The following is a 25,807-nucleotide window of genomic DNA, read 5'->3' on the forward strand; positions in this document are numbered from 1 at the left end:
TTACCTTGTAGTTGTTCTAAGCTGTTCTACGTTTTTAATAAACGTACTAATTTGCATTTTAAGCTCGGTAAAATGAGGATTATAAGTTAAGCGCTGTAAAGCCGGATAGTGTTTTAAGTTGGCGCTTGTACGCTCTCCTAGTTGTGGGTTTTTAGTTGTTTTACATGTTTTATATAGGGACTCGTCGTTAATAAAGCTGCCACAATTGCGATAAGTTGCGTTAATTCCATAATGTGGATTTTGCGGTGAGTTAACAACAGCAATATGCGACATACCATGAACCTTTTTACATTGAGGTGTTGTGCATTGCGGATTATTTACTGTGTAGTCACTAGCAAAGTCTGGCGGTAAAATATCAGTACTTCCATAAAGTACTAAAGTATCGAGTGGCTTATATTTGATTGAATTACCTTTGTGTAATGCACTCAATAACTTTAGCGTGGCACGCGTATCTATCGTGGTATCAATATCGCTAAGTACACTAAAAATAGGTAATTTAAGTGCAGGGCGTTTGTTCAAGCTACTTATGCTTGCAAGTGACATTGCATCGTACGAAGCGGCAGCTGCATTTAAAGGAAATGATTCATACTTAGCAAAGTCTACGTCGGCGTCTTTATCAATCCAATTAACAAAGGGTATGGCATCAATCCACTTTGCTATCCAGCCGTACTTATTATGTGGCTCGGAGCCTGGCGAATAAAGCATAAGCGCTTTAATTTTAGGGGATACAGTGTGTTTGGTTGCGTAATCAATAAGTAACGCTGCACCGGTAGAGTAACCTGCGAGTATCACCTCATCAAAGTCTTGCACCGAGCGTTCAATACCGTATTTTATTGCTTGTTGCCATTGGCTAACGTCTACATTGAGTAAAGCACTTGCGGCGCTTCCATGTCCTGGTAATAAAATAGTACGCACAGTATAGCCTTGCTGATAATACACTTGTGCTAAATCGTGATACGTAAAGGGGGAGTCAGTTAGTCCGTGGATTAATAGCGCAACTTTATTGCGGTTTGGATGCGTAAGCTCAAAAGGGGCAATAATATCTGCAATAGTAGGGTCAGGTTTTCGCGTACCTTGTGTTACTAATTGCTGATACGTTTGTGTAATAGCAGGGCATGGCATATTTGCACGTGGATTGGCTTTATTTATATGTTTATATGCAAAATCTAAGTAATCGTTAAATGGCAAAAGGGCGTGGTAATTAAAGCGCTGGTGGTTGTGCTCATTTTCAAAGCGTAATAAGCCTTGTTGCTTACTTTTTGTTATAAATTTAAAGTCGCTCGCCTGCGATATACAGTTTTGAGCGACAGCTGTATGAGAAAAAAGACTTAAAACAAAACCAAAAAATATTCTTAAAACTATTCTTAAAACTAAACCACTATTGTTCATTAACTTCTGCATATTGGACAAGACACTCGGTTAGCTTAATGAGTTCAAGCGGTTTTGCAAGATGTTGATTAAATCCAACTGCTTGTGCATGTGCTTTATCCTCTGGCATTACGTCGGCAGTTAAGGCAATAATAGGGAGTTCTTGTTCGGTTTTAAACTGGCGGATCAGTGCCGTTGCTCTATAGCCATCCATTACAGGCATTTGGCAATCCATAAGCACTAAGTCAAAATGCTGCTTTTTCACTATATCGACCGCCAACTCACCGTTTTCTACCATATACGGCACAATCCCTAACGAGCCAAGCATCGCTTTAATAACCATTTGATTTACTGGGTTATCCTCTGCGACCAAAATGTCTAGCGAAGTAATATTAGTATTATCAAATGTAATAACATGTTCTTTTTTAGGCTCTGTTGTTTCTAATCGCATTGAAAATGTAAAAGTAGAGCCTTTATCTACTTCACTTTTAAGGGCTATTTCTCCCCCCATTAATTGGCTTAGCTCTTTTGCTATTGTTAAGCCAAGTCCTGTACCGCCAAACTGCCTTGAGGTAGAACTATCAGCTTGGGTAAATGCGTTAAATAATTTTTTATGCTGGCTTGGTTTTATACCTATTCCGGTATCACTAACGTTTATAACAAGCTGTACTTTATTGGCGGCAGTAAACTCTGTTTCTATGTTTAAAGCAACGCTGCCTTGGCTTGTAAATTTAATCGCGTTACTACATAAATTAAGTAATACCTGCTCAATTCGCATAGGATCACCGATAAACCAGGTATTTAAAGGTAGCTTTGAGTTAACTTGCCAGTTAATACCTTTGTTAACTGCGCTTTGTTCAAACATATTGTCTATGCGTGTTATTAAAGCACCTAAGTCGAATGCAATAGATTCAATAACTAACTTTTGGGATTCTATTTTTGATATATCAAGAATGTCATTAATTAAGTTTAATAAACTTTTAGATGATGAGTTTATTTTATCTAAATAGCCAATGAGTGTACTTGCACTGTCTGTTTCTCGAGCAAGTGAAGAAAAGCCAATAACGGCGTTTAATGGTGTACGTATTTCGTGGCTCATATTCGCTAAAAATTGGCTTTTAGCCTGATTAGCTAAATCAGACTGCTGCTTTGCTTGTGCGAGTGAGTGTGTACGCTCAGCAACTTGACGTGTAAGTGCAATTTGTTGCTGATTAAACAGCAGTAAAACCATTAAAATTAAAGAACATACGGCAACTTGGAGTATGAGCAATAATAGAGTTAGTTGGCTATTATGTTGTGTTAAAAAGCTTTCTTTAAGGGCTAGTTTTACAATCCATTTTTGCCCTGCAAAGTCCACGTCAAACGACATTAAACGGCTGCCTTTGGCTTGCTGAACATCCTGAGAGTAATTACTATAAAACGGCGGTGTGTTTGTATCTTCGTATATACCAATCGAAAACATATCAGACTGTTCTTTAGAAATGGCCTGCTCAATAATACTACGCACTAAAAATATACCAGTGGCATAGCCTTTAATTGTTTTTTCATCGTTATATTGGGAGTACACAGGGGCAAATAATAAATAGGCTGGTTTAGGTTGTTTGGTTTGCACCAACTGAATTATTTTAGTTCCGACTGGCATGTACTTTATAGCGGGGTTAAGCAGAGAGTTTTTTCGATCAGGGTTTGAAAATACATTAAAGCCAATCGCTTTTTGATTACCATTAAAAGGAGCTATGTATTTTACTATAACAAGGGGATCGTTAATTTCAAGAGGTTCGCCAACTATATCAATATCTAAATGGTAAATGTTTGATATTTCTTGAGCAAAGACTTCGCGTTGATCTTGAGGTATTTTTGCATTCCACGATAAAGCGTTAATAAACTCGTATTGAGTTAGTAACTGACTAGCATAAGAATAAAAATCTTGCTGGCTCAGCATGGGAGATGATTGAACCTGACTTGCTAAGCTCTGCACTGCAATAATACTGCGATTTGTATATCTATAAAGGCTGTTTTCTATAACGTGGACTTCACGTTCGGCAATTTTAATAGTGCTTATACGATTTTCCTGATCGTATAATTGTGTTGTTACCGCGACTGATAAAAATAAAACTGAGCATACTGCAATTGTCGGAAATGCCGATATAGTATGTTGATTAGACTTTTGTGGTAATAAAGAAAGTAAAAATGGAGTTGCAATTAATACCCCTAATGTATCGCCAAGCCACCAGTAAATAACATTATTCCAATGATTATCAATACTGTAAATCGAGTTAAATTGACTTAGTGCGAATACGCCAAAGTTAGCTGAAATTAAGCTGACCAATATGGCTATGACTAAAATAAAGTAAATTATATTCTTGCGCTTTTTAAAACGCAGCGGGTGACCAAGCCAATACTTTAAAAAAGCTGCGCCGACCATTGCCTGTATAACAACACCAAAGGCGATATACATAGCCTCGTTGAATGAGTTGCCGACCAGGACTAGCTCATGAGCTGAACTATCAAAAATATTTAGGTTAAACGCAATTGCAGCTACGAATAAAGGCGGGATAAAGCGCCACCACCAAATATAACAACCGACTAGAGCTATACCGGCAGGTAACCAAATTGGAATTATTTGCGAGTTAAAAGCAAGTTTAGTGAGTGCTATGCCGACTAAAAAATATGCTAAAGCAAACATGATGTAAAAAATAATGGAATGATTTTTAGAGTTAAAATTTTTCACATAAGGTCCAAGCAATTATTATTATCGTTTTGAAATATCAGTATAGCTAACAGTAAGTTATTTTGGTTATTTTTATAATGGTAACTGTTTTTTGCTAAATGACTGCTTTAACACGACTGTTGATTCTATATTTGCAATACAACTTAAACTACCTAGTTGATGTTTTACAAATGTTTCGTAGCTCTCAAGATCATGTGCAATGATTTTTAATAAATAATCATAGCTTCCTGATATTACACAACACTCTAATACATGTGGTAATTTTTCTACATGTTGCTCAAATTGCTCTGCAGCACTTACCGAGTTTTGGCTTAATCGTACGAATGCATATACCAACACATTAAGGTTAAGTGCTTTAGGATTTATGGCGGCGTGGTAGCCGGTAATAATGTTTTCTTGCTCTAACTTTTTTATACGCCTTAGGCAAGGTGTATCCGATAGGTTGATACCGCTGGCCAAGTCTGAAACCGACATACGAGCTTGGCTTTGCAGTGCAATGAGTAATTGCTGATCTTTTTTATCTAACATAGTTGTCGGCTTTTATTAATTATTTTTATATTTGTAGTGATTATTGCTAAGTATTACAGTTTTTACTAATTTTTTTGGCGTTTTACCCTCATTGAACTCTGTTAGCATTTAACTATAAAAATAATAGAGCACACCAATGAACACACATACCGCTATTTTCGATCACTGGATACGAACAGAGTTTGTCACTTTAAATAGTGAATTAGAGCAGCTTTATTGGCAGCAAACCGATAAAGCCAATGTAGAAGGGGTAGGCGAGGCCTTAAAGCAACAATTAGAAAAAGAAGGCAACGTATTAATTAGCAATTTATTAGCCGAGGGAAACACAGATCAAGGCTTTGATAGCGCTTTTGACTTACTCGGTAACGTAGGATTGTTTATGGCGGCGTGTAGGCGCCATGAAATTACCGAACCAAACAGAGAAACCAGCTCCCCACTAATAGATGCTTCAGCGCTTGCTATGCATATTGGCGCATCCATTGGCGTAACCCCTCGTTTTGCTACCGCCCACTTAACTACTCATAACAAAGCACTTAACGGTATTTATAAACGATTTACCAATTTACCTGATGAAAAGCTATTTCTTGATTACAACACCCAAGGTATTTTGGCCTATAAACGTGCAAGTGATGCTTTATTAAAAATATTGCCGTTAGGTATCTCACACCCCCTGTGTGGTGAGTTATTAAAAGTAGCCAAACAAGCGCTTATAGATGTAATTGAGTCAAATAATGCACTTTATTCTGAGCTCGATACAGATCGCTTTTTTAACTGCGTTCGCCCTTATTATAAACCGTACCGTGTAGGTAAAGAGGTTTACAGAGGTGCAAATGCTGGTGACTTTGCAGGTATTAACGTGATTGATATGTTACTAGGGCTTTGTAGCGCAAATGAGCCTAGTTACTCGCAAATGCTGGTGGATAAGTTTTTATATATGATGCCAGAGGATCAACAAATCCTGCGAGAAGCCATGCGTATGCAAAGCTTTATGGATGACTTTTTACAAGCCAAGCAATATAAAAATACAGATTGGTTTAAAAACCATGCAACGTTATTTATTCAAGTGTGTAAATTACATGGCGACACCGCAGTCGGTCATCATAATCAACTGGTTGAAAAGTTTATTGCTCAGCCCTCAAAAAATATGCAACAGCAGCATATGAGCAAGGTAACAGCAAGTGGTCCGCCGCTTCATGTGTTACTTGATTCGCTCGAAAAATTAAGAGATAGGCGAGCCAGTGCCAAACGCGACGATATAAAAACACGTTTTGACGATCTAAATACACTTAAAAAATGGGTTAAATAGCATGCTTAAAAATGATTTTTGTATGGCTGATGGCTGTTATTTACTAAACCACTCGGTAGGGCGCCCTCTTAAAAATACGCAGCAATATTTAGCTCAGCACTACTTTTTACCGTGGGAGAGCTCAAATAAAGAACCTTGGCAACAATGGCTGTCCGCAGTTGAGCAATTTACTACCGCGCTTGGTAAGTTATTTAATGCGCCTAGTTCGCAGTTTTGTCCTCAGGTTAATTTATCAAGTGGCTTAACAAAGTTGCTTATGTCGCATCCACGGCTACAGCAAAAAAATTGTAAAGTGCTTATGGCGCAAAGTGATTTTCCGAGCATGGGTTTTGCAATGCAAAAAGCATTACCAGAGTGCGCACAAATTATGTTTATACCAGAGCACGAAAACCTAACTGATATTAGTGTTTGGCAGCGTTATATAACCGCCGACATCGATTTAGTTTTTATAAGTCATGTGTATTCAAATACAGGTGTACAGGCGCCTGTATACGATATTGTAGCTATAAGTAAATTAACTAATAGTTTATCAATAGTTGATGTTGCTCAGTCAGCGGGTGTTATACCGCTTGATTTAAGCATACTCGATGCTGACTTTATGGTTGGCTCGAGCGTTAAATGGTTATGTGGTGGCCCAGGTGCAGCTTATTTATGGGTTAACAAAAATCAAATAGAGTATTGCGAGCCTAAAGATGTGGGGTGGTTTTCGCATCAAAATCCATTTGAGTTCAATATAAACCACTTTGAATATAACGCCAGTGCGCTCAAGTTTTGGGGTGGTACTCCCTCTGTAGCACCTTATATTATTGCCGCAAATAGCATTGCTTACTTTGCAGAGCTAACTGCTCACAAGGTAAGGGATCATAATTTAGCTATGCTTACGCTTATTCATGAGCAACTAGGCAAATATGTTGCATCACCTATGAGTAGTGATAAATGCAGCGGGACTATTATTTTGTTTTTTAACAAGCAGCAAGACCATGTACTTACAGCGCTTAATAAAGCGAAAGTCAGTGTAGATGCCCGTAAATTTGGGATACGAGTATCGCCACATATTTATAATACTCAAGAAGACGTTGAGCAGTTTATTTCGATAGTAAAACGAGCGCTTAAGGGTTTTGGCTAAGCTGCTGCTTTCTTTGTTTTAATGACTCTATTTTTTGCTGCGTTTGATTAATTGATGCGTCGTAAGCTTGCTTTAACGAATTTGTTTTAGTTGCGATAGCATCAGCAATAGACGAAGCGCCTAAACGATTGGCTTTATCTTGAGTCATGTAATCTATCTGCTGTTTTTTAGCTGCGTATTCTTTTTGGCTTTGTGCAATAGATAGCTCAAGACGCTTTATTTCTCGTTCTATTTGTTGAACTTCTAAGTAGTCATCCACAGAGGTGTCGGTAATACCTTTACCGGGCGTAGAGCTTTTGTATGCTTCAATTACGTTTATATCTTTAAGAGTAATAACTTGTGCATCTTTAGCGCAAGGCGTTTGGCTAAAGGTAGGAACGCCCTTAATTACACACTTATACACTGTTGTACTTTGTGCCAAGGTAAAAAATGGTGCTGCCGCGCAAACTGATAGCAATATGAACCGGATCATAGCTAAACCTAAAAGTGGCTAAAGTTGTGTTAATAATGCCCTAAGTTATTACTAGGCACAATTTGTTTAGTTTTTATAAATTTTAGGCACAAAAAAACCACAATTAAGTGGTTTAAATTAAGTATGGTCCAGAGGGAGGGATAGACTTGCTTGCATCCATGTAATCAATCGCTGCGCGACGCTTGCAGCGGCCCAAAATGTTCCAGACATTTTGTTGACCCCTGTCAATTTAGTATTGGTGTTAAATTTTAGGCACAAAAAAACCACAATCAAGTGGTTTAAATTAAGTATGGTGGAGAGGGAGGGATAGACTTGCTTACATCCATGTAATCAATCGCTGCGCGACGCTTGCAGCGGCCCAAGATGTTCCAGACATTTTGTCGAACCCTGTCGAGGGTTCTCACCCTCCCTATTTTGTACTGGTGTTAAATTTTAGGCACAAAAAAACCACAATCAAGTGGTTTAAATTAAGTATGGTGGAGAGGGAGGGATTCGAACCCTCGATAGAGCTACAAACTCTATACTCCCTTAGCAGGGGAGCTCCTTCGGCCACTCGGACACCTCTCCAACGCATAACCGTTTGTATTGATGGAAGTAAAAAAAGCCACCAATTAAAATATGGTGGAGAGATAGGGATTTGAACCCTAGATGGGCTATAAACCCATGCCGGTTTTCAAGACCGGTGCATTCGACCACTCTGCCATCTCTCCGTGACGCAGAATAATACTTAGGTGATACCGCTGTGTAAATAGCAAAATGACTGTTTGCCTAAAAAACGTACGTAAATGAGGTTTTTTTTGTAAATAAGGGGAAATTAAGGCAATTTTTAATAAAATAAATAGGTTGCAGCAAACAAGGGGGAGCTAAATAAGTGACTTCATTTAGTGGTTGAGTGTTCGCTGCACCGAAAAATAATCATGGTTGGGTGATTATTTATATTGAGCTGCGCCGCTAAGTGCTAGTCTTTTACCAATAGTGTTAAGTCTAGCTAACATTCTTGCTTTACGGTTAGTTGGTTTAACTGCTACTTGAGCTGCTGCTGTTTGATTTAATGTGTTAATTGGTTTCATTATTTTGCTCCGGGTTGTATATGTTGAAATCGCGTGCATTTTGCACGTTGTTTGATTAAAAAGACAACGATAAAAATTGAGCCTGACGGATTAGTTAAACTAATCCTTATTGATTTTATTAACGTGCGGTTCAGTGTTTTTTATTATGGTTTTTGCATAAATAGTTAAAATAAAATCGGCTTTACTCTCGCCAATACTGGTGTTTCTGTGTTTTTTTATTTATTTATATGCATTTTAAACAAACTTTTTGACTAGTTATTCAGATTAAAAAAACTCAATTAAACTCTTTTTTATTCGTTCTTAAATACATTGTTGGAAACAAAAGCTTGTCACTACTAATAATTATTAAATCAAGTACAAAAAAACAGAGTGAAAAATCACTAATATGGCTTAAAAGCATTTGTAAAAAACGCAGTTTTTCTTATTGTATGTTTACTACAACAGGAAACTTTAACGATGACTGCGCTCAAATAAGGTTGCTACTGAGTAAATTTACCAAAGTAGTTGTACTTGGCGGAGACGGTACATTGAGCTTGGCGGTTAATGCGTTAATAGGGAGTAGCTGTACGTTAGCATTATTGCCTTGCGGTACAGGTAACGATTTCTCGAGAGGGTTTAGTTGCAAAGAAGATGATTGGCGAAAGGCACTATTTAATACACCGACAGCAATTGATGTAGGAAAAATTAATAGCCGCTATTTTATTAATATTGCAGGGGTAGGGTTTGATGCTCATGTAGTTAAAGCGATTAATGCTAAAGCTAGTTTTTCATCTTTTGATTACAGTTGGACGAGCATTAAGGAGCTATTTTATTATCAAGCTCAGCAGTTACAAGGTACGTTTAATAACGATGTTAGGCAGTATAAAAATTTAATTACCGTATTTGCTAATCATAAGTACTTTGGTGGTGGTCTAGAAATAGCGCCAAAAGCAGATTTAACTGATGGGCTGCTTGAGTGTTATCAAATGCGATCGGGTGGGCTTTTTTATAACGTAATAAGCTTTATGAAGTTGTTTTTTAAGCGCCATCAGCATATAAAAAACCTTAACTACAGTCGCTTAAATACAGCTTCCATAAAAACTGAAGGGTTATTGATTGAAGCAGATGGTGAACTGGTAGGTAAAACTCCTGCCGTTATTAGTGTACATGGGCAGGCTTTACTTTTTCATATGCCAATAAAAAAGCGCCTACAGTAGGGTAGGCGCTTTTACGTTAGTTGCGTTAATAACGCGTCTAACTGGGGACGGAGCCACTTTTAGCCATTGCTCTATTAGCTAAAAAGGCGTTAATTCGTTTTGTTGGGGTAAGCACAATGGCGTTACCTAATAGCACTAGGCTAAATCCTGCAAAGGTATTTGCGTGCCATTCAAAGCCTTCAAAAAAGCTACTCAGTGTTACTGCCACTAGTGGGAATAAAACAATAACGTAGCTGGCTTTTTCAGGGCCTATATTTCTAAGTAGAGCAAAGTAGCAACCAAAAGCGATTACAGTGCCAAATATTGATAGATAAAGTAGTGATAGCCAGTAACTTGGTGGAGCGTTTAAACTAAATTGCACATCGTTCATTAATACATATAAAGCCAAGCCTATAGCGCTGTATAACATGCCCCATGCATTGCCTTGCAATACACCAATTTGTTTACGAGAATTACGAACGCTTACCATATTTCCTAATGAAGCCACAAAGGTGCCACCAAGGGCAAGTAGTAACCCGACCAATGCACCATTACTCAAGTCGAACTGCTGTAACTGTGGCCAAAACAGACACGTAATACCTAATACAGCGAGTACAGCACCTGTATAAATTCGTTTTGAGATTGGCTTACCAAAAAATAACCGAGTATTGACTATGTTCATAACCAGCAGCATTGAAAAGGCAATAGAGGTCATGGCTGAGGTAAGGTGATTTTGTGCCCAGTAAAGCATTAAATAATTTAATCCAAAATTACAAATGGCTAATAAAACAAAAAAGCCATGATCCAGTAACTTAAATCGCATGTCGGGTTTTTTGTACGCTACATATAACCACATTAAAAGCGCTGCAATAGCAAAGCGATAAAATAACGATAACTCTACCGCAATATCACCTAACTGAAACTCTATGGCTAACCAAGTTGAACCCCAAATTAAAACAGTTGTAATGTATAGCGCTGCACTTTTCATGGTTAGTCTCCAAAGCCCGGTTGAATGGCTATTTTAAGACCTATCTGTATACTTACCATATACAGAAAAGTAAAAATGTAACCTATACAGATTTGGTGTGTGATGATAAGACAAAAAAATAGCCAAGGGCATGAGTTTTTATATCAGCAAGTTATTCAGTTGATTAGAGATATGAGCGCTCAACAAGTTTTACTCCCCGGCGAAAAACTTCCATCACTGCGTAAAATGGCAGATAACTTAAGCATAAGTATCCCCACTGTAAAACAGGCTTACCAGTCACTTGAAGATCAAGGGTTGGTAGAGGCGCGTGAAAAATCAGGATATTTTTTAAAAGTCGTTAGCATGGCGCATAATTTACCTAAGCGAGTTAAATTAAGTCGCGAACCTGTTGTGGTAAATAAACAAGCCTTAATAGAGCAGGTGTACAGCGCGATTCATCAAGCGAACGTAGTCCCTTTTGGTATCGCTAACCCAATTGCCGCAGCACCTACCGATAAAGCACTCGCCAGAAACATGCGCCGCGTAATGACTATCGCAGGCAGTAAAGCCATAAACTATGGCCCAACAGATGGGTTTGTACCGCTGAAAAAGCAATTAGTGCATCGCTATTTAGATTTTGGTATTGGCATTGATATGGACGAGCTTGTGATCACCAATGGTGCACAAGAAGCCATGGCTATTGCACTTAAGTGTGTAACAAAGCCAGGCGATGTAGTGGCTATTGAGACACCTTGTTATCACGGGATTATAGAGCTAATAGAAAGCTTAGGGCTTAAAGCGCTCGAAATACCACTGTGCCCAGATAATGGCATTTGGTTAAGCGATTTGGAGCGCGCTTTGAATGAACATGACATAAAAGCGTGTTTATTCTCGACAGCAATTAGCAACCCTGTGGGCAGCTTTATGCCAGATACAAATAGGCAGCAGCTGGTGGAGTTACTCGAAAGCCACGACGTAGTGCTTATTGAAGATGACGTATACGGCGATTTATATTTTACGGCAAAACGAGGCACACCTGCTTTAGCGTACTCTAAAAAAGGATTAGTGATCAGTTGCTCATCTTTTTCTAAAACGGCAGCGCCTAGCTATCGTGTGGGTTGGGTCGTTGCCGGTAAATTTGCAACACAAGCGCGGCGATATAAACGAGCACTAAGTTGCTCCGCTTCGTTAATAAACCAATGGGCGTTATCAGAATTTATTGCCAGCGGCGAGTACGACCGTAACTTAAAGGTACTCAGGCAGCGCCTGCGCGATAACAAAGAGCGTATGCGATGGTGTTTACAACAAGCTATGCCAAAAAATACACGTATAAGCGATCCAAAAGGAGGCTGTGTAATGTGGCTAGATTTAGGAGGCGAATACGATAGTCAAAAATTATTTTTACTTGCTCTTGAGGTTGGTATTAGTATTACCCCTGGGCTTATTTTTTCAGCCTCTAATAAGTATAAAAGCTGCGTAAGGTTAAGTTATGGTGTGCCGTGGAGCGAGCAGATAGAGCAAGCAATAGTTACATTGGGCAAGCTCACTTTATTAGCTAAAAAGTAATACCAATCTGCTTATATATGGGGTCTATTTAACGTTAAGAAAATTACGCTAGAACTAGGCAAAAGTTTTTGTATCTAGTTGTTCTAAATAAAAAATTTTTAACGAAGTTATAGTGCAATTTAATTCGTTAAATTGATCAAAGATTTATGCAGGTTGGTATAAGTTTGGGAAACACAAAAAAGCAGCATTTAAGTAAACTTAAGTGCTGCCAAAGGGATGTTAAATAACGTTTGCTGTACTAATTCTGTTTAAAGCTAAATAACTGGTAACCTTTAAGCTCAGGCACTTGCATTACTAATTGCTCTTCTTGTTTTGCAATATCAGCAAAGTTTTCACATAAAGAGTTAGCTCTCTCTTCAAGTGCGCTTGCATGTAGCTCTACTTTTTCTTCTATTTGTGCACCCATATTTTCCATGCGTTGTTCAAAGGCATCCATATCGCCGCCTGAACCAAGTAACTCAGAACCTAAAGCCACTAAAATGCTGCCCATTGATTGCATTACTGCTGATTCAACCGCTGTTTCTATCTGCTGCTCAAATTGTTGTTCAAAGTTTTCGCCAAATTGATTAAAACTTTGTTGGCCCATTACAAATGTACCTTGCTGGTAAAATGTATTTTCTACCTCAATTTTAATGTCGTCCATAAGCTCAGACATATTATCAAGACCGTCAATATTAAATGCATTGCCTACTTCTTCTAATGCTACACCGGCAATTTTAACACCCTCTAACGCTATATTAGCTACTTCAGGTAATTGAGTGCGTAAGCTGTCAGAGTACTTATTCAGTGCTTCGCGTTGTGAGCTATTAAGCGCTACAAGCTCGCCATTTACGGTTAAGTCACCATGGGTATTAAATTGCATAGTTTTATTATTGGCAGTAAAAATTTCTAATTCGTTTGGTTTAATACGTACATCGTTTTTAAATTCGACGTTACATTCATCGTTACTAAATGAAATTGCAGAATCGTTGTCGTTATGAGCCATAGCGGCTGGCGTACAAATTAATGCGCTAACTAATAGTAATTTTTTCATGTTTGTTCTCTACTTTTTGTTGATGACGATTAATTAATAACAAGTTTGATGCCAGTTTTATTTTTCCATAAAAAACAATTGATTAAGTGTTTTTCTTTATTTTTTAGCAAGTCAAAAAAATTAATAAATAGCTATTTTTTAGTCAAATTGGCTAACTAATAAAAATTAATAAATTTTATTTATCGATACGATAAAAAACTCTCACTTTCCTCAATTCAAATTTAGCGCTATTTATTCACATTACTGACATGAAGACTATTTACAGTAGTCGCGTGGCTTTATTTTGATGTTAATTTGCAGAGCACTTTGGCATTAAACATTTTTAATTTTACCGGCTATTGCGATAATAAAATCCTTGGTTGGTCTCAAACACTTTATGGAGTGGGTTGTGGGTAAGACATTTAGTTACGATGCGCTAGATGACGATTTTGTTGAAGACGAGTACGAAATGCTCGGACGTAATCAACACGATAAGAACAAGCAAAAGGTTAAAAAGAAGTTGGAAGACTACCTTGAGCAAAAACGCTTGCGTAAAAATCTAGGCGAAGACGATTTAAGCGATTACACCGATTAAATTTCACTAGTATAAATAAAATACCAATTAATATTGAGAGTTTAAATGTGCAGTTATGCGTATGTTTAAGTTTCAGTAGTATTGGCAATAAAGAGGCCTTGCGCCTCTTTATTACTTTTCAAAGCGTGCTTTTAGCCTGTGCCAAAGCTTTTTGAATTGTAAGTTCTAGCTTTTCGGGTTTAGTAAAAGGTGCATAACGTTTAATTGGTGTACCATCTGCGGCAATTAAAAATTTAGTAAAATTCCACTTTATTTTACGTGTTAAAAAACCAGGTAAAGCCGATTTCAAGTGACGAAATACAGGATGTGCATGCTCACCGTTTACATCTACTTTGGCCGCCATTAAAAAGCTCACACCAAAATTAATTAAGCACCCTTGCTCTATTTGTGTTGCGTCGCCGGGTTCTTGCTGACCAAATTGATTGCACGGAAATCCCAGAATAACTAAACCTTGGCTGGCATATTTATTATGCAAAGCTTGAAGCGACTCGTATTGGTAGGTAAATCCACATTTACTTGCGGTATTAACAATAAGCACAACCTTCCCTTCAAAATCATTAAAGTTGATAGGTTGACCCTGCAAGCTTGTTGCGCTTAATTGATGGAATTTGTGCATATTGGCGTCTTTTTTATTGTTGTTAGCCGCATTTTAACCTGAGTGCAGTATTTCATAAAGTATAAAGATCGCACTAATTTAAAATTAGAAATAGCCCCATACCGGCAAGCGTAGTGTAATAAATATTATGTGTTTTGTAGGCAACAATAATGGCGACTATTGCTGCGCTTAAATAAGGGTTTTGCCAGTTTAAGTTAATGCCATCTTCATTCAAAAACACGATAGGCACCCAAATTGCTGTAAGCACTGCTGGTGCGCTAAAGCTTAAAAATTGCTGCATTTTAGGGCCTACTTTAAACGGCAAAGCACGGTGTAAAAATAAATAACGCGTAAAAAATGTAATGCACGCCATGAGTAAAATAGTCGTCATCATGGCGTTACTTCCTTTTTAGTGGTTAGTCTTGCTGTGCTGTAACCTGCGGCCATTGCCAGCAGCGCTGAGCAAACAAGCCATAACTCAAATCCTGTGCTTTTTAAAAGCGTTGCGCTAATGCCTGCTACAATTACCGTAACGAGTGAGGTCAGATTTTTAATGCCCGGAATAACCAAAGCTATAAACGTGGCAGCAATGGCAAAGTCGAGCCCTAAATTAGTTAAGTCGGGCAGCATTGTGCCTGCTACAATGCCAATTAACGTCCAAATATTCCATGCAATATAAAAGCTAAAACCAGCGCTCAATGCGTATATTAAACGTGTTTTTGTTCTGTACGCTTTTCTATGGTGAGAAAATGCAAATAGCTCATCGGTTAATACAAAACTTACTGGTAAGCGCCAACGCATAGGTTGGTCAATTACCTTATGACGCACAGCTAAACCGTATAAAAAGTGCCGAGAGCTAATAATAAATGTTGTGAATAAAATTGTGAGCAATGGTGTGTTGCCCGCCATAAGTTCAATTGCAACAAGCTGTGCAGAGCCTGCAAAGACTAATAACGACATTGCTTGGGTTTCTAGTGCACTAAAGCCATTTTGAATCGCTAAAGAACCACATAAAATGCCCCAAGGAACAACAGCTAAACACAGTGGTAGCATATCTAAAAAGCCTTTTAAAATAGCTTTTTTAACTGGTTGCATGATATTTACTCGCACGGCTTGTAGAATGGCTCATAAGGATACCTTAATATTATGATGTTAAAGTAGTTAACGAATTAGATAATACTGTTTTTTTAAGGATAGGCGCAATGACGACGTTAAAAGTGTGGGATGGGTTTATTAGATGCTTTCATTGGTTTTTGGTTGTAAGTATTGCGGTGCTTTATTTTAGTATTGAAGAGGGCATGATTGAGCTTCATTTTGTTGCTGGGTTCTTTACTTTAGCACTCATCGTAACGCGTTTAATATGGGGCATTATCGGAAGTAAAACTGCGAGATTAAGTGGGTTGCTGCACTCTCCTCGTGCTATTTTAAAGGCACTAAAGACACCAAGCGATTCGCTAGGTCATTCAGCACCTGGCAGTTGTATGGTAATGGTATTTTTTATAATTATAATTACGCAGCTTATTACCGGGTTAATGAGTAGTGATGGCATTTTAACTGACGGCCCGCTTGCTCAATATGTGTCTAGCGATACGATTGATTTTGCAAATTGGCTACATGAGCTGAATTTTGACATTTTACTTTATGCTATTGGTCTACATGTATTAGCTATTATTGTTTATAGAATAAAAGGTAAGCCGCTAGTTAAGGCGATGATCACAGGCTCAAAAGAGTTAAAAGCGGATGGCTCTGAGGCTAAAGTAACAAAAGCGTCTTGGCCTGCGTGGCTAATATTTATATCTTTATTGGTGCTGCTGATATTTACGTGGGCAAAAGAACCTTTAACTTATTTATTTAGTTAAAAACACACTAAACCAACCCTAAAGGGTTGGTTTTTGTTTTTGGTTACATTCTTTTGTTTGATTGTTATGCGGGGCCGAATTATAATCGCCGCATTGCTGGCAAACTAATCGAAAGATTAGGGCGCAAAGTTTCCGGTCTAAGGCTTTTTATAAAGCTATGGTAGCGGGACTACTGCATAACGTGTTGTTATGTATCACTTGCCCTCAGTGTATTTTTTGTGTATCCATAGTGTATGGATAAGATTTTGTAACTCTTAAGGTGTTGCCGTGTTTATGCATACGTCGTTGGCCTGTGGAAAGTGGTCAACAATAGGTTGCTTAAATCATCATACCCAATTGTTTATTGGCGATGTGGTGAGTGTAACCTTTTATGACATGCAAGGAGAGCTAGTTAGTTTATCATTTGATTACAAAATCACCTCGCTTGAACAAGGTGAGCCTCACGCATGGCCACGTTTAGTTGCCGAGCATATTAACGTGCATGTACCTCTTGTTAGCGCAGGTAAAATGACCGAACAAGGTTTAATTGTTGCCTATAGAAACAATGAAATTTTTGCTTTGCAAAGCAGTGGGATATGTAAAGCGCATGTCGATTTTCATTGTATTGCAAAATGCGATGAGCGTGTTGTTAATAACCTTGATACTTATGATTACGTGTACCCTGAAAATTGTGAAAACTATAATGCGGGTACAAAGGTATTGCAGCCAAAAACAGGGCATGTTTATCAATGTAGGCCTTGGCCATTTAATGAGTTTTGCCGCGCGAGTGACGATAAAAAGTTTATGTTCGAGCCCGGTGTTGGACAAAGCTGGGCTATGGCTTGGCAGCAAATATAAGGCTGTTAGTGAATTATCTTCCCAAAGGTATAGCGGTTTTAGTAATGAAGCGTTTACCGTTTTAGCCCATCCAACTATTGGATGGGCTTTTTTATTTTTATGATAAACTGCAAATCACATTATTTTTTTAATTGGTTTTGTTGTGTCTCGTCCTGACTACTCTTTAAGTTTATTACCTAATTTCCCGATTGCTAAACAGCAAGCCCATACATTAAGTACTCATAATAAAATACGCACTGATAATTACTATTGGATGCGTGATGACGATCGTCAGGATGAGCAAGTACTTGCACATTTACATGCTGAAAATGCATATTGCGATGAACAGTTAGCTGCAATGAAGCCACTCCAAAATACACTTTTTGAAGAGTTAAAAGCACGCATTGTAAAAGACGATAACTCGGTACCCGTTAAAGACGGGAAATACTGGTATCACTCAGAAGTTCGTGGTGACGATGAGTACTCTCGCCATTATAGAAGCACGAGCATAAGGGCTAATAATAAAGAGCTTTTACTCGATGTGAATATATTAGCTGAGGGATTTGAGTTTTTTGAGCTAGGAGAAGTCGCACTAAGCCCATGCGAGCAGCTTATGGCTTACTCTGAAGATACTGAAGGTCGTCGTATTTATAATGTTCGCTTTAAAAGCTTAACGACCGGTGAAATGCTACCTGATGTACTTGAAAATACAGAAGGGCAGGTTGTTTGGGCTAACGACAATAAAACTGTTTTTTATGTAAAAAAAGATTTAAAAACGCTACTAGGATACCAAGTATTTAGGCATGAGCTTGGCAGCGAGCAAAGCCAAGATGTAATGGTTTACGAAGAGCAAGACAGCAGCTTTTTTATGGGGCTTGGTAAAAGCCGCGACGAAGGCTTAATTATTATTGATTTAGCATCGACAGAGACCAACGATACATGGGTGCTTGATGCTAATAAGCCCACTGACGAATTTAAAGCATTAATGCCGCGTGAAGATGGCCACGAGTTTGACGTAGATAAGCTAGGTGACACATTTTATATTGTGACTAACTGGCAAGCTAAAAACTTTAGATTAATGACAGCAACAAACGAAACGATTGCTGATAAAACACAATGGTTTGAGCATACAGCTCACAGAGAAAATGTACTGCTTGAAGGTGTAGAGTTATTTAATGACTTTTTAGTATTGAGTGAACGCGAGCAAGGGCAAGCTCGATTTGTAGTTGTTAATAGGCTAGGGGATCGTATGGCACTTGAGTTTGCCGATCCTTGTTATTATGCTGCAATAGCAATGAACCCAGAGCCAGACACACGCACTGCGCGTATTTATTACTCAAGTTTAACAACACCAGGCTCTTTATATGATGTTGATTTAGCAACTGGCGAAAAAACACTACTTAAACAGCAAAAAGTACTCGGTAGTTTTAATGCCGATGACTATCAGTCGGAGCGATTAATGGTAACTGCTCGCGACGGAGTTAAAGTACCTGTATCTGTTGTTTATCGAAAAGGCAGCTTTAAAAAAGATGGCACAAATCCGTTATTTCAATACGGCTATGGCGCCTATGGCTATACGATTGATCCTAGTTTTTCTAGTTCGTCACTGAGCTTGCTCGATCGTGGCTTTATTTATGTTATTGCGCATGTTCGAGGCTCTGAAATGCTAGGTCGCGAATGGTATGAGCAAGGTAAAAAAGAGCATAAACAAAATAGCTTTAGTGACTTTATTGATGTGACAAAAGCGCTTGTTGATCAAGGTTATTGTGATAGCAATAAGGTGTTTGCCTCAGGTGGCAGTGCCGGAGGCCTATTAATGGGGGCGGTTGTAAACCAGGCACCCGAGTTATATTGCGGTGTTGGCTGTCATGTACCATTCTTAGACGTATTAACCACAATGCTTGATGAAAGTATTCCACTCACAACAAATGAATACGATGAATGGGGTAATCCAAATGAGCCTCAATTTTATGATGTGATAGAAGCTTACTCGCCTTATGACAATATTAGCGCACAAAACTACCCGAACATACTCGTTACTACCGGTCTTCATGACTCACAAGTACAGTATTGGGAGCCTATGAAGTGGGTTGCAAAAATGCGTGAACTTAAAACAGACAGTAATATTTTAGTATTTAAAACCGATATGGATGCAGGTCATGGCGGTGCATCAGGTCGTTTTAAAAGCTTAGAAGAAAAAGCCCTCGAAATGGCCTTTTTTATTGCGCTGTTAAATTAACTGCAAAATCGGAAAATTGTATTACTCTATATATAGAAGTTGATATATATAAGGTAATTTATGTTTGGAGCACATGGCGAATTTCAGATTTGTTCACAGCCCCCTCATATGTATTTAAAATTGAAGGGGAGCTTTAACAATGAAGGTATAACATCATTAACTAATGGTGTTATTCAAGAATTGAGCACTCACCCTGAAAATACGATTAAGTTTGTGATTGTTAACTTAAAAGAGTTTGAACTGTTAACTTTAGATAGTCTTGATTCGTTAGAGGCCTATTTTGCGGGTGTAAAAGAACTTGGCTATCAACGAGTTGACTATATAAACATTAATATCATAGCTAAAAACATGTTTGAAAAAGTATGGAAAAATAGCGATGTAGAAGTTAATTTTTATAAAGATACCGAAAGCTATTTATTAGTGCATCCAAGTGATAGTTATATAAAACAGAACTGGTAATTAATATGAGTATTATAAACCGCTACTGAAGAGGGCTTATAATGCTCTCTAAACACCCTTTATAGCGCCTTGAAAGGTTTAAGCACATATCGTTTTTAAGTCTTACTTTATAATCGCCACTGTCAGTAGGCATCAGTTCACAGATAGCTTGTTTTCTTACCAGCGTTGAGCGATGAATACGAATAAACCCTTCTGGCTCTAGCTGCCGTTCAATATTTTTCATGGTTTCGCGGTGTAATACCGGTGTACTACCTTGGGTAAAATGCAGCTCTACATAATTGCCCGCACCATTAATCCAAATAATATCTTTTATATCAATTAGCCTTACCTTACCTACATCTTTAACTACGATATGTGATGATGGTTTTTCGGTTTGTGTGCTTTGTTGATATTGACGTTCGGCCGCGCTTGCAATCGGGCAAAGGTGAATCAGTTTATCAAAGCATTTATCAATACGTGGTGCAGTTGAATCTACTATTAAAAAATCAACAGCGCCAACTTCAAAAGCAAAACTCGCAAAATGACCCGACTGGGCAATAATGACTAACTTAAGCTTTTTAGCTAGCTCTGTTAAATGCACTATTTGCATAGGGTCAGCCAGATTAGTTAGTTCGTAAAAAAGTACGTTGTATTGATCTGTATCTATCTGATCTAATCTGTTTGCCTGAATAAAAGATTGAGATTCAAAGTGTCGGTGCTCTTGCACGCGCTTTGTTAAAAATGTTGCAAACTTAGTGTTACTAACAAAAGTTAATGCATGAAAAGAAGCGACCATTATTTTATATCTCTTGCTGTATATAATAATAAAGACCGTGCTTAGCGGAAAAACTGTTATGAAAAGTACAATATATTTATAAAATAATTGTGACGTACTAATTCGTCCCATCAAACTAGCTATTCATACCAAAGATTACGCCTAATAAATAACGTACGTAGAGTGTTTAAATAAATCCCCTTACTGTAATCCGCGAAGTAACTATTTAGTTACAAAAATAACAATTCAGGGGAATTATATGACATTAACTAACAAAGGTAGCGCGCGATTATTTAAAAAATCGTCGTTAACAGTTGCGCTAAGCAGCGCGATACTTGCAAGCATTTCATTTCAAGGTGTGGCTGCAGAAGATGACGAAATTACTAAAATAGAACGTGTACAAGTTACAGGCTCTCGTATCAGCAAAGCGAAGCTTTCTCAACCAGCACCTATTGTAACAATTACAGCTGAAGATATTGCAAAAGGTGGCACCCCTGATCTAGGTAGTATTTTAGCTGAATTACCTTCGATAGGCGCAACAGATACATTAGTTGGTAATAACAATAGCAATGCTGCCGCTGGTGTTAGTTCTGCTGATTTAAGGCGTTTAGGAGCAGCAAGAACACTTGTTCTAGTTAATGGTAAGCGTCATGTAGCAGGGGCACCCGGCTCATCACAAGTTGATTTAAATACGATACCTTCCGCACTGATAGAGAGAATTGAAATTATCACAGGTGGAGCATCTGCTATTTATGGCTCTGATGCGGTATCTGGGGTAGTTAATGTCATTTTGAAAGATAACTTTGATGGTTTACAGTTTAATGCTTCAGTTGGTAATTCAACTGAGGGGGTGGGTACTGAAAACCATAGCTTTAGTGTTGTAGCTGGGACAGATATTGCTGGTGGTAAAGGTAATATAACCTTTTTCGCAGGCCAAGATAGAGTGCGCCAGGTTTTAGCCAATGATTTACGCCAAACAAATGCTTATGGCACAGTAGATAACCCATTAAATACTGGTGAAAATGATGGTATTCCAGATCGTTTAACAGTGCCTAATGTGCTTTCTGAAAGAATAAGTGAAAATGGTGTAATTAATCCATTTGGCGATAGTGGAAGTATCTATACTTTTAATAATGGTGGTAGAGCTGAGTTAATGCCAGCACGGGAAGCAAGCGGTAGCTTTGCTTTTGGTAATTTCCCTGATGGTTGTGAATTTTGTGCTAATACACAAGATTATGAAAATGTATTACCAGAGCTTGAAAAGTTAACACTTGGTTCTACATTAAATTATAACCTTACAGATAATCATACATTTTATAGTGACTTTAAATTTGTGCGCACTGAAGTTGAGCAGCAATTTCAACCATCTTTTGAATTCGGTGGTATTTTCATTGATGTTGAAGATAATCCATATTTAGATAGCAACCTTCGCCAACAGCTGCTTAGTGAAGGTACTACTAGCGTTGAAATGTCTAAATTTTTTGGTGAGCTAGGAAACCGAAGCGCAGATAATAAACGTGAGTTATTTCGAGTTGTAACTGGGCTTAAAGGGATCTTTACTTTAAGTGAAACTGACGTTGATTATGATTTTTATTATGTTTACGGCCAAACAGATAATCGCCGAAAAACACTTAATGACTTAATCCCAGATAATTTGGTTGCTGCACTTGATGCCGTGATTGATCCTGCCACAGGCGAAGCTGCATGTCGAAGTCAGGTACCTAGCTTACAAGGAGAAGGTTATATTGATCCTGCTAGTGTAAATGGTGACGCTTGTACTCCATACAATGCATTTGGCTTTGATCAAGCCTCAGCAGCTGCTAAAGATTATGTATCAGCAGATGTTACTCGTACAGATACAATTACCCAAGAACTTATTGGCGGCAGCATAACGTTTGATACAGGTGAGTTTTTTGAGCTTCAGGGCGGCGCAATTGGTTTGGCTACCGGTTTCGAATACAGAGAAGAGACTTCTGAAAGCATTACTGATGAATTCACAAAAGCTGGATTTTTATCAAACGCGGCTACACCTGATGCATACGGTGAATTTGATGTAACGGAGGCATTTGTTGAAATCAATTTACCTCTATTAACTGATGTAGCATTTGCAAAAGAGTTAACTATTGATGCAGCATACAGAACAGCTGATTACTCTCACGCTGGTACAGCTGACGCATGGAAAGTTGGTTTACTATATCGTCCAGTAGATGATGTTCGTATACGTGGTACATATGGACAAGCCGTTCGTGCACCAAATATTACAGAAGCTTTCGATCCAATATCGCCTGGTTTTGATAATATTGCAGATCCTTGTGATGCAGATCGTATAGATAACAACCCAAATAGAACAGCTAACTGTGCGGCATTAAATATAGGTGCGGGCTTTCAAGCTAACGATAATGTAAGTATTGATGTTCTTAGTGGTGGTAACCCTGAACTAGAATCAGAAACATCAACATCACTAACCGCTGGTGTTGTGTGGACTCCGAGCTTTTTTGAAAACTTTTCATTAACTGTTGATTACTATGATATTGAAATAGAAGATGCTATTTCTTTTATTTCTGCACAGAGTGTTATAGATAATTGTGTTGATGCTGCTGGTGGTCCAGATGCAGCGTTCTGTTCGCAAGTTGATCGTGACTCAGCTAGCAACGATATAACTTTAGTACGTTCAGGTTATTTAAATGCAGCCTCAATAACAACAAGAGGTATTGAAGCTGATTTTGATTACGATATGAACTTAACTGATTACTCATTAGAAGGTGATTTGAAGTTCAACTTATTTGTGAATCATCTTCTTGAGCTTGATGTGTTCGAATTTCAAAGTCGACCAGATACAGTAAATGTTGAAGACGGTGAAGTTGGTGATCCAGAATGGCAGGCACGTTTCTCTGCTGTGTATAACTATAACGATTTAACGCTTAATTGGACTACTCGCTATACCGACCGTTCTGCGCGCTTTGATTTATCACCAGACGGTGATATTGAAGAGGATTTAAAACCTGGCTATGTCGGTTCTATTATAACTCACGATATTTCAGCAAGTTATAATGTATTTGATAATACACGTGTAGATTTTGGCCTTCGTAATGTGACAGACAAGCTACCGCCTGCATATATCTCTGCTAGTGGTGGTGATGAAGCTATTTATGATGCTGTCGGTCGACGCTTTTTTGCTAATTTAAGTGTGAATTTCTAATCCAAACTATTTTTAGAATAAAATCATCGATGATTACAGGCTTATTACCCGCTTAAACCAAAAACAACGCCACTGGTAACAGGGGCGTTGTTTAGTATTGGGAGTAGACTAATATAGTAACCGAATCGCTAAGTTACTTAACGATTTATCCCTATTTGTGGCCCTCTTCATTGAGGGCTTTTTTTGCTAGTTTAGTCTAAGTAAGCCTTTAGCATCCAAACCAATTTTTCTTGCTCTGAGATGTAATCGCTCATTAGTGAGGCTGTACCTTCATCGTCTGCATCACCAGCTTGGCTTAAAATATCACGCTGCATGTGAATTAATGTGCTGTAACCAGCAAGTAGGTTTTCTACGGCTGTAACGCCATCACTAATACCTTTAGCTTCTTTGATTTTACTTACTTCAAGGTAATCAGAAAATGCATGTAGAGGTGCGCCATCTAACGTTAAAATACGTTCTGCAACTTCATCTACTTTTAGAAGTAGTAAGTTATAAATTTCTTCAAACTTAACGTGTAGTTCAAAAAAGTTACGGCCTTTAATATTCCAGTGAAAGCCACGCGCGTTCATGTATTGAATCTGGTAGCTACTCAATAATGTATTGAGTGACTTTATGATGTCTTCGCTTTTTGCGCTGTTTAGACCAATTGCGTTTACATGTGACATAACTTGCTCCTTGAATAACCGTTGATTTGTGAACTTGTGATAAGTATTACTAATTTCGATAAATTAGTAAAATCGTTTAAATTTATCTAGTTAATAGTTTTAACCTATTAGCTGTTTTTGATACCTATATTCACTTTAGACTATTAATAGAAGTGGGTCTGATTAATAAAAATACTACCCCTCAAAAGTAAATAAACCTCAAAAGTATATAAATCATGATCTAAAACAAACTTTATTCAAGGTAATAACTTAGCTATTTTTTTTATTGATGCAGGTCAAAAATCATCCACCCTAACGGCGCATAATAATGTTGTCGAAATAATTAGGAGAGATAACATGCATGCAAAAACAGCGAAACAAAATAAAGCAGAGTTAATAGTGGTAGGAATTGCAGTCATCGCATTTGTACTTGGGTTAGTAGCGCACTTAGCGAGTGCAAGCTTTGCGAACTCAGATTTTTTTGGCTACATTGCGGCGCCGATTCCGCTTATATTGGCAGTGGTATTTTTAATTAGTTATAAAATAGCAGCCAATGCTGAGGATTAATCTTTCTCGTTTAAGCACTTTAAAATGTAATCGAGTACTTGGCGCGAGTAAATCATACTGGTATGGCTTAAATGAAACACTTTATGTTCGGCCATACCTTTAAGTTTGGTTTCATCTAGTAATACAGTGCCATCTGACTGGCTACCTTTGACTATTAAGGGCATAAGCCCAATAGGTAAATCGCCCGCAATACTGTAAAGCTTAGCTTTAAAAGGCCAATTACCATTTTTAGTGAGTAAAAATTCAACACTATTTTTTAAAAATGATTCAAACCCTTTTTGCTTCATTTTTTGCGCTATATGGCTGCCTTTATGTGGAGTACCCAGTGTAATTACCTTCGTAACATTCTGGCTAGCAGGGGAGTTTGCCTCTAGGTAAGCACGTGCAATAAGCCCTCCCATTGAGTGGCATACAAGCGCTGCAGGTTCGTTAGAAATACACTCATCAATTTGTGCAAATATGGTATCGCGGTGAGGGTCGAGCGTATTATAGGTAATGTTTAATACCGTCATCCCCGATTCTTCAAGTCGTGAACAAAGTGGGCGCATAACAAAGCCAGACATATACAAGCCATGTAAAACAATAACGTGTTTAACTTTCATATGCTCCCTAATACCAATTTTATTAAAAACATGATCATTCTAGCGTATTAAATAATCCGCTACCTGCGTTAAAAATTATTTATATAGAACAACTATATGTCATAATTTTTGCCTTGTTATCGACTTATTTATTTGTCGCTATAATAGATAACTAATT

The 25,807-nt window shown here is 38.0% G+C and carries 24 protein-coding genes, 2 tRNA genes and 1 riboswitch; of the genes, 11 read left to right on the forward strand and 15 right to left on the reverse strand.

All coding sequences use genetic code 11. The features are described 5' to 3' along the window. The 3 genes from PARC_RS00275 to PARC_RS00285 all read right to left on the reverse strand — a co-directional run bounded on the left by PARC_RS00275 (position 1) and on the right by PARC_RS00285 (position 4,627). Positions 1 to 1,389, reverse strand: coding sequence for an alpha/beta hydrolase (locus tag PARC_RS00275; protein ID WP_010554836.1), 1,389 nt, complete (start codon positions 1,387 to 1,389; stop codon positions 1 to 3). Continuing rightward, on the reverse strand, positions 1,379 to 4,099 hold the full coding sequence (locus PARC_RS00280; RefSeq protein WP_010554837.1) for an ATP-binding protein: 2,721 nt from the start codon (positions 4,097 to 4,099) through the stop codon (positions 1,379 to 1,381). The genes PARC_RS00275 and PARC_RS00280 overlap by 11 nt, the downstream gene beginning before the upstream one ends. Positions 4,100 to 4,171: 72 nt before the next feature. After that, complete coding sequence (locus PARC_RS00285) at positions 4,172 to 4,627, reverse strand: Lrp/AsnC family transcriptional regulator (RefSeq protein ID WP_010554838.1); 456 nt, start codon at positions 4,625 to 4,627, stop codon at positions 4,172 to 4,174. 136 nt (positions 4,628 to 4,763) lie between these two features. Between PARC_RS00285 and PARC_RS00290 the strand changes: the two genes are divergently transcribed. Together PARC_RS00290 and PARC_RS00295 are read left to right on the forward strand one after the other, a co-directional pair. Next, positions 4,764 to 5,933, forward strand: a complete 1,170-nt coding sequence (locus PARC_RS00290; protein WP_010554839.1) for a PrnB family protein — start codon at positions 4,764 to 4,766, stop codon at positions 5,931 to 5,933. A gap of 1 nt (position 5,934) precedes the next feature. After that, positions 5,935 to 7,059, forward strand: a complete 1,125-nt coding sequence (locus PARC_RS00295; RefSeq protein ID WP_010554840.1) for an aminotransferase class V-fold PLP-dependent enzyme — start codon at positions 5,935 to 5,937, stop codon at positions 7,057 to 7,059. Here PARC_RS00295 and PARC_RS00300 read toward each other — a convergent pair. From PARC_RS00300 to PARC_RS21590, 4 genes are all read right to left on the reverse strand, one after another. Continuing rightward, entirely contained in the window at positions 7,043 to 7,531 is a 489-nt protein-coding gene (locus tag PARC_RS00300) for a DUF4124 domain-containing protein (protein WP_007579794.1), read from the reverse strand. The genes PARC_RS00295 and PARC_RS00300 overlap by 17 nt on opposite strands. A 474-nt stretch (positions 7,532 to 8,005) precedes the next feature. Beyond that, positions 8,006 to 8,098 (reverse strand) — tRNA-Ser (locus tag PARC_RS00305). A 52-nt stretch (positions 8,099 to 8,150) separates the two neighbouring features. Continuing rightward, positions 8,151 to 8,241, reverse strand: a tRNA-Ser gene (locus PARC_RS00310). Positions 8,242 to 8,460: 219 nt separating this feature from the next. Continuing rightward, positions 8,461 to 8,601, reverse strand: a complete 141-nt coding sequence (locus PARC_RS21590; protein ID WP_010554841.1) for a hypothetical protein — start codon at positions 8,599 to 8,601, stop codon at positions 8,461 to 8,463. Between the two features lie 326 nt (positions 8,602 to 8,927). Between PARC_RS21590 and PARC_RS00315 the strand changes: the two genes are divergently transcribed. Continuing rightward, positions 8,928 to 9,797: a diacylglycerol/lipid kinase family protein gene (locus tag PARC_RS00315; protein WP_010554842.1), complete on the forward strand. Its 870-nt coding sequence runs from the start codon at positions 8,928 to 8,930 to the stop codon at positions 9,795 to 9,797. Positions 9,798 to 9,834: 37 nt separating this feature from the next. Here the strand turns inward: PARC_RS00315 and PARC_RS00320 are convergent, their stop codons facing one another. After that, positions 9,835 to 10,764, reverse strand: coding sequence for a DMT family transporter (locus tag PARC_RS00320; RefSeq protein WP_007579798.1), 930 nt, complete (start codon positions 10,762 to 10,764; stop codon positions 9,835 to 9,837). A 102-nt stretch (positions 10,765 to 10,866) separates the two neighbouring features. Between PARC_RS00320 and PARC_RS00325 the strand changes: the two genes are divergently transcribed. Further along, the gene (locus PARC_RS00325; RefSeq protein ID WP_010554843.1) at positions 10,867 to 12,309 is read left to right on the forward strand and encodes an aminotransferase-like domain-containing protein; all 1,443 of its coding nucleotides are present in this window, start codon (positions 10,867 to 10,869) and stop codon (positions 12,307 to 12,309) included. Between the two features lie 238 nt (positions 12,310 to 12,547). Here PARC_RS00325 and PARC_RS00330 read toward each other — a convergent pair whose 3' ends face one another. Continuing rightward, on the reverse strand, positions 12,548 to 13,342 hold the full coding sequence (locus PARC_RS00330) for a YggN family protein (protein WP_010554844.1): 795 nt from the start codon (positions 13,340 to 13,342) through the stop codon (positions 12,548 to 12,550). A gap of 388 nt (positions 13,343 to 13,730) precedes the next feature. Between PARC_RS00330 and PARC_RS00335 the strand changes: the two genes are divergently transcribed. Continuing rightward, complete coding sequence (locus PARC_RS00335) at positions 13,731 to 13,916, forward strand: PA3496 family putative envelope integrity protein (protein WP_007579801.1); 186 nt, start codon at positions 13,731 to 13,733, stop codon at positions 13,914 to 13,916. A 118-nt stretch (positions 13,917 to 14,034) separates the two neighbouring features. Here PARC_RS00335 and PARC_RS00340 read toward each other — a convergent pair whose 3' ends face one another. The 3 genes from PARC_RS00340 to PARC_RS00350 form a co-directional block, all read right to left on the reverse strand. Beyond that, on the reverse strand, positions 14,035 to 14,532 hold the full coding sequence (locus PARC_RS00340; RefSeq protein ID WP_010554845.1) for a glutathione peroxidase: 498 nt from the start codon (positions 14,530 to 14,532) through the stop codon (positions 14,035 to 14,037). A gap of 73 nt (positions 14,533 to 14,605) precedes the next feature. Next, a complete protein-coding gene (locus tag PARC_RS00345; RefSeq protein WP_004335020.1) occupies positions 14,606 to 14,905 on the reverse strand; it encodes an AzlD domain-containing protein in 300 nt (99 codons plus the stop codon). Next, complete coding sequence (locus PARC_RS00350) at positions 14,902 to 15,606, reverse strand: AzlC family ABC transporter permease (RefSeq protein ID WP_010554846.1); 705 nt, start codon at positions 15,604 to 15,606, stop codon at positions 14,902 to 14,904. Before PARC_RS00350 ends, PARC_RS00345 begins: the two co-directional genes overlap by 4 nt. 107 nt (positions 15,607 to 15,713) lie before the next feature. On the opposite strand from PARC_RS00350, the gene PARC_RS00355 reads away from it, so the two are divergent. The 4 genes from PARC_RS00355 (at position 15,714) to PARC_RS00370 (ending at position 19,884) form a co-directional block, all read left to right on the forward strand. After that, positions 15,714 to 16,370, forward strand: a complete 657-nt coding sequence (locus PARC_RS00355) for a cytochrome b/b6 domain-containing protein (protein WP_010554847.1) — start codon at positions 15,714 to 15,716, stop codon at positions 16,368 to 16,370. Positions 16,371 to 16,458: 88 nt separating this feature from the next. Continuing rightward, positions 16,459 to 16,547: riboswitch (cyclic di-GMP riboswitch) on the forward strand. Between the two features lie 96 nt (positions 16,548 to 16,643). Further along, entirely contained in the window at positions 16,644 to 17,207 is a 564-nt protein-coding gene (locus PARC_RS00360) for a hypothetical protein (protein ID WP_010554848.1), read from the forward strand. A 142-nt stretch (positions 17,208 to 17,349) separates the two neighbouring features. Next, positions 17,350 to 19,425, forward strand: coding sequence for a S9 family peptidase (locus tag PARC_RS00365; RefSeq protein ID WP_010554849.1), 2,076 nt, complete (start codon positions 17,350 to 17,352; stop codon positions 19,423 to 19,425). Positions 19,426 to 19,485: 60 nt separating this feature from the next. After that, complete coding sequence (locus PARC_RS00370) at positions 19,486 to 19,884, forward strand: hypothetical protein (RefSeq protein ID WP_010554850.1); 399 nt, start codon at positions 19,486 to 19,488, stop codon at positions 19,882 to 19,884. Between the two features lie 22 nt (positions 19,885 to 19,906). Here the strand turns inward: PARC_RS00370 and PARC_RS00375 are convergent, their stop codons facing one another. Continuing rightward, positions 19,907 to 20,659 (reverse strand): LytR/AlgR family response regulator transcription factor, encoded by a 753-nt coding sequence (locus PARC_RS00375; RefSeq protein WP_010554851.1) that lies wholly within the window; start codon positions 20,657 to 20,659, stop codon positions 19,907 to 19,909. A gap of 238 nt (positions 20,660 to 20,897) precedes the next feature. Here PARC_RS00375 and PARC_RS00380 point away from each other — a divergent pair, with 238 nt between their 5' ends. After that, entirely contained in the window at positions 20,898 to 23,837 is a 2,940-nt protein-coding gene (locus PARC_RS00380; RefSeq protein WP_010554852.1) for a TonB-dependent receptor domain-containing protein, read from the forward strand. A gap of 191 nt (positions 23,838 to 24,028) precedes the next feature. Here the strand turns inward: PARC_RS00380 and PARC_RS00385 are convergent, their stop codons facing one another. Further along, a complete protein-coding gene (locus PARC_RS00385; protein WP_004334993.1) occupies positions 24,029 to 24,502 on the reverse strand; it encodes a Dps family protein in 474 nt (157 codons plus the stop codon). Between the two features lie 336 nt (positions 24,503 to 24,838). Here PARC_RS00385 and PARC_RS00390 point away from each other — a divergent pair, with 336 nt between their 5' ends. Beyond that, on the forward strand, positions 24,839 to 25,048 hold the full coding sequence (locus PARC_RS00390) for a hypothetical protein (protein WP_010554853.1): 210 nt from the start codon (positions 24,839 to 24,841) through the stop codon (positions 25,046 to 25,048). Here PARC_RS00390 and PARC_RS00395 read toward each other — a convergent pair. Further along, positions 25,045 to 25,650, reverse strand: coding sequence for an alpha/beta fold hydrolase (locus PARC_RS00395; protein WP_010554854.1), 606 nt, complete (start codon positions 25,648 to 25,650; stop codon positions 25,045 to 25,047). The two genes, PARC_RS00390 and PARC_RS00395, sit on opposite strands and share 4 nt — an antisense overlap. Positions 25,651 to 25,807 lie beyond the last annotated feature (157 nt).

Origin of the sequence: Pseudoalteromonas arctica A 37-1-2, assembly GCF_000238395.3 — a bacterium.
GTDB classification, from domain to species: Bacteria; Pseudomonadota; Gammaproteobacteria; order Enterobacterales; family Alteromonadaceae; genus Pseudoalteromonas; species Pseudoalteromonas arctica.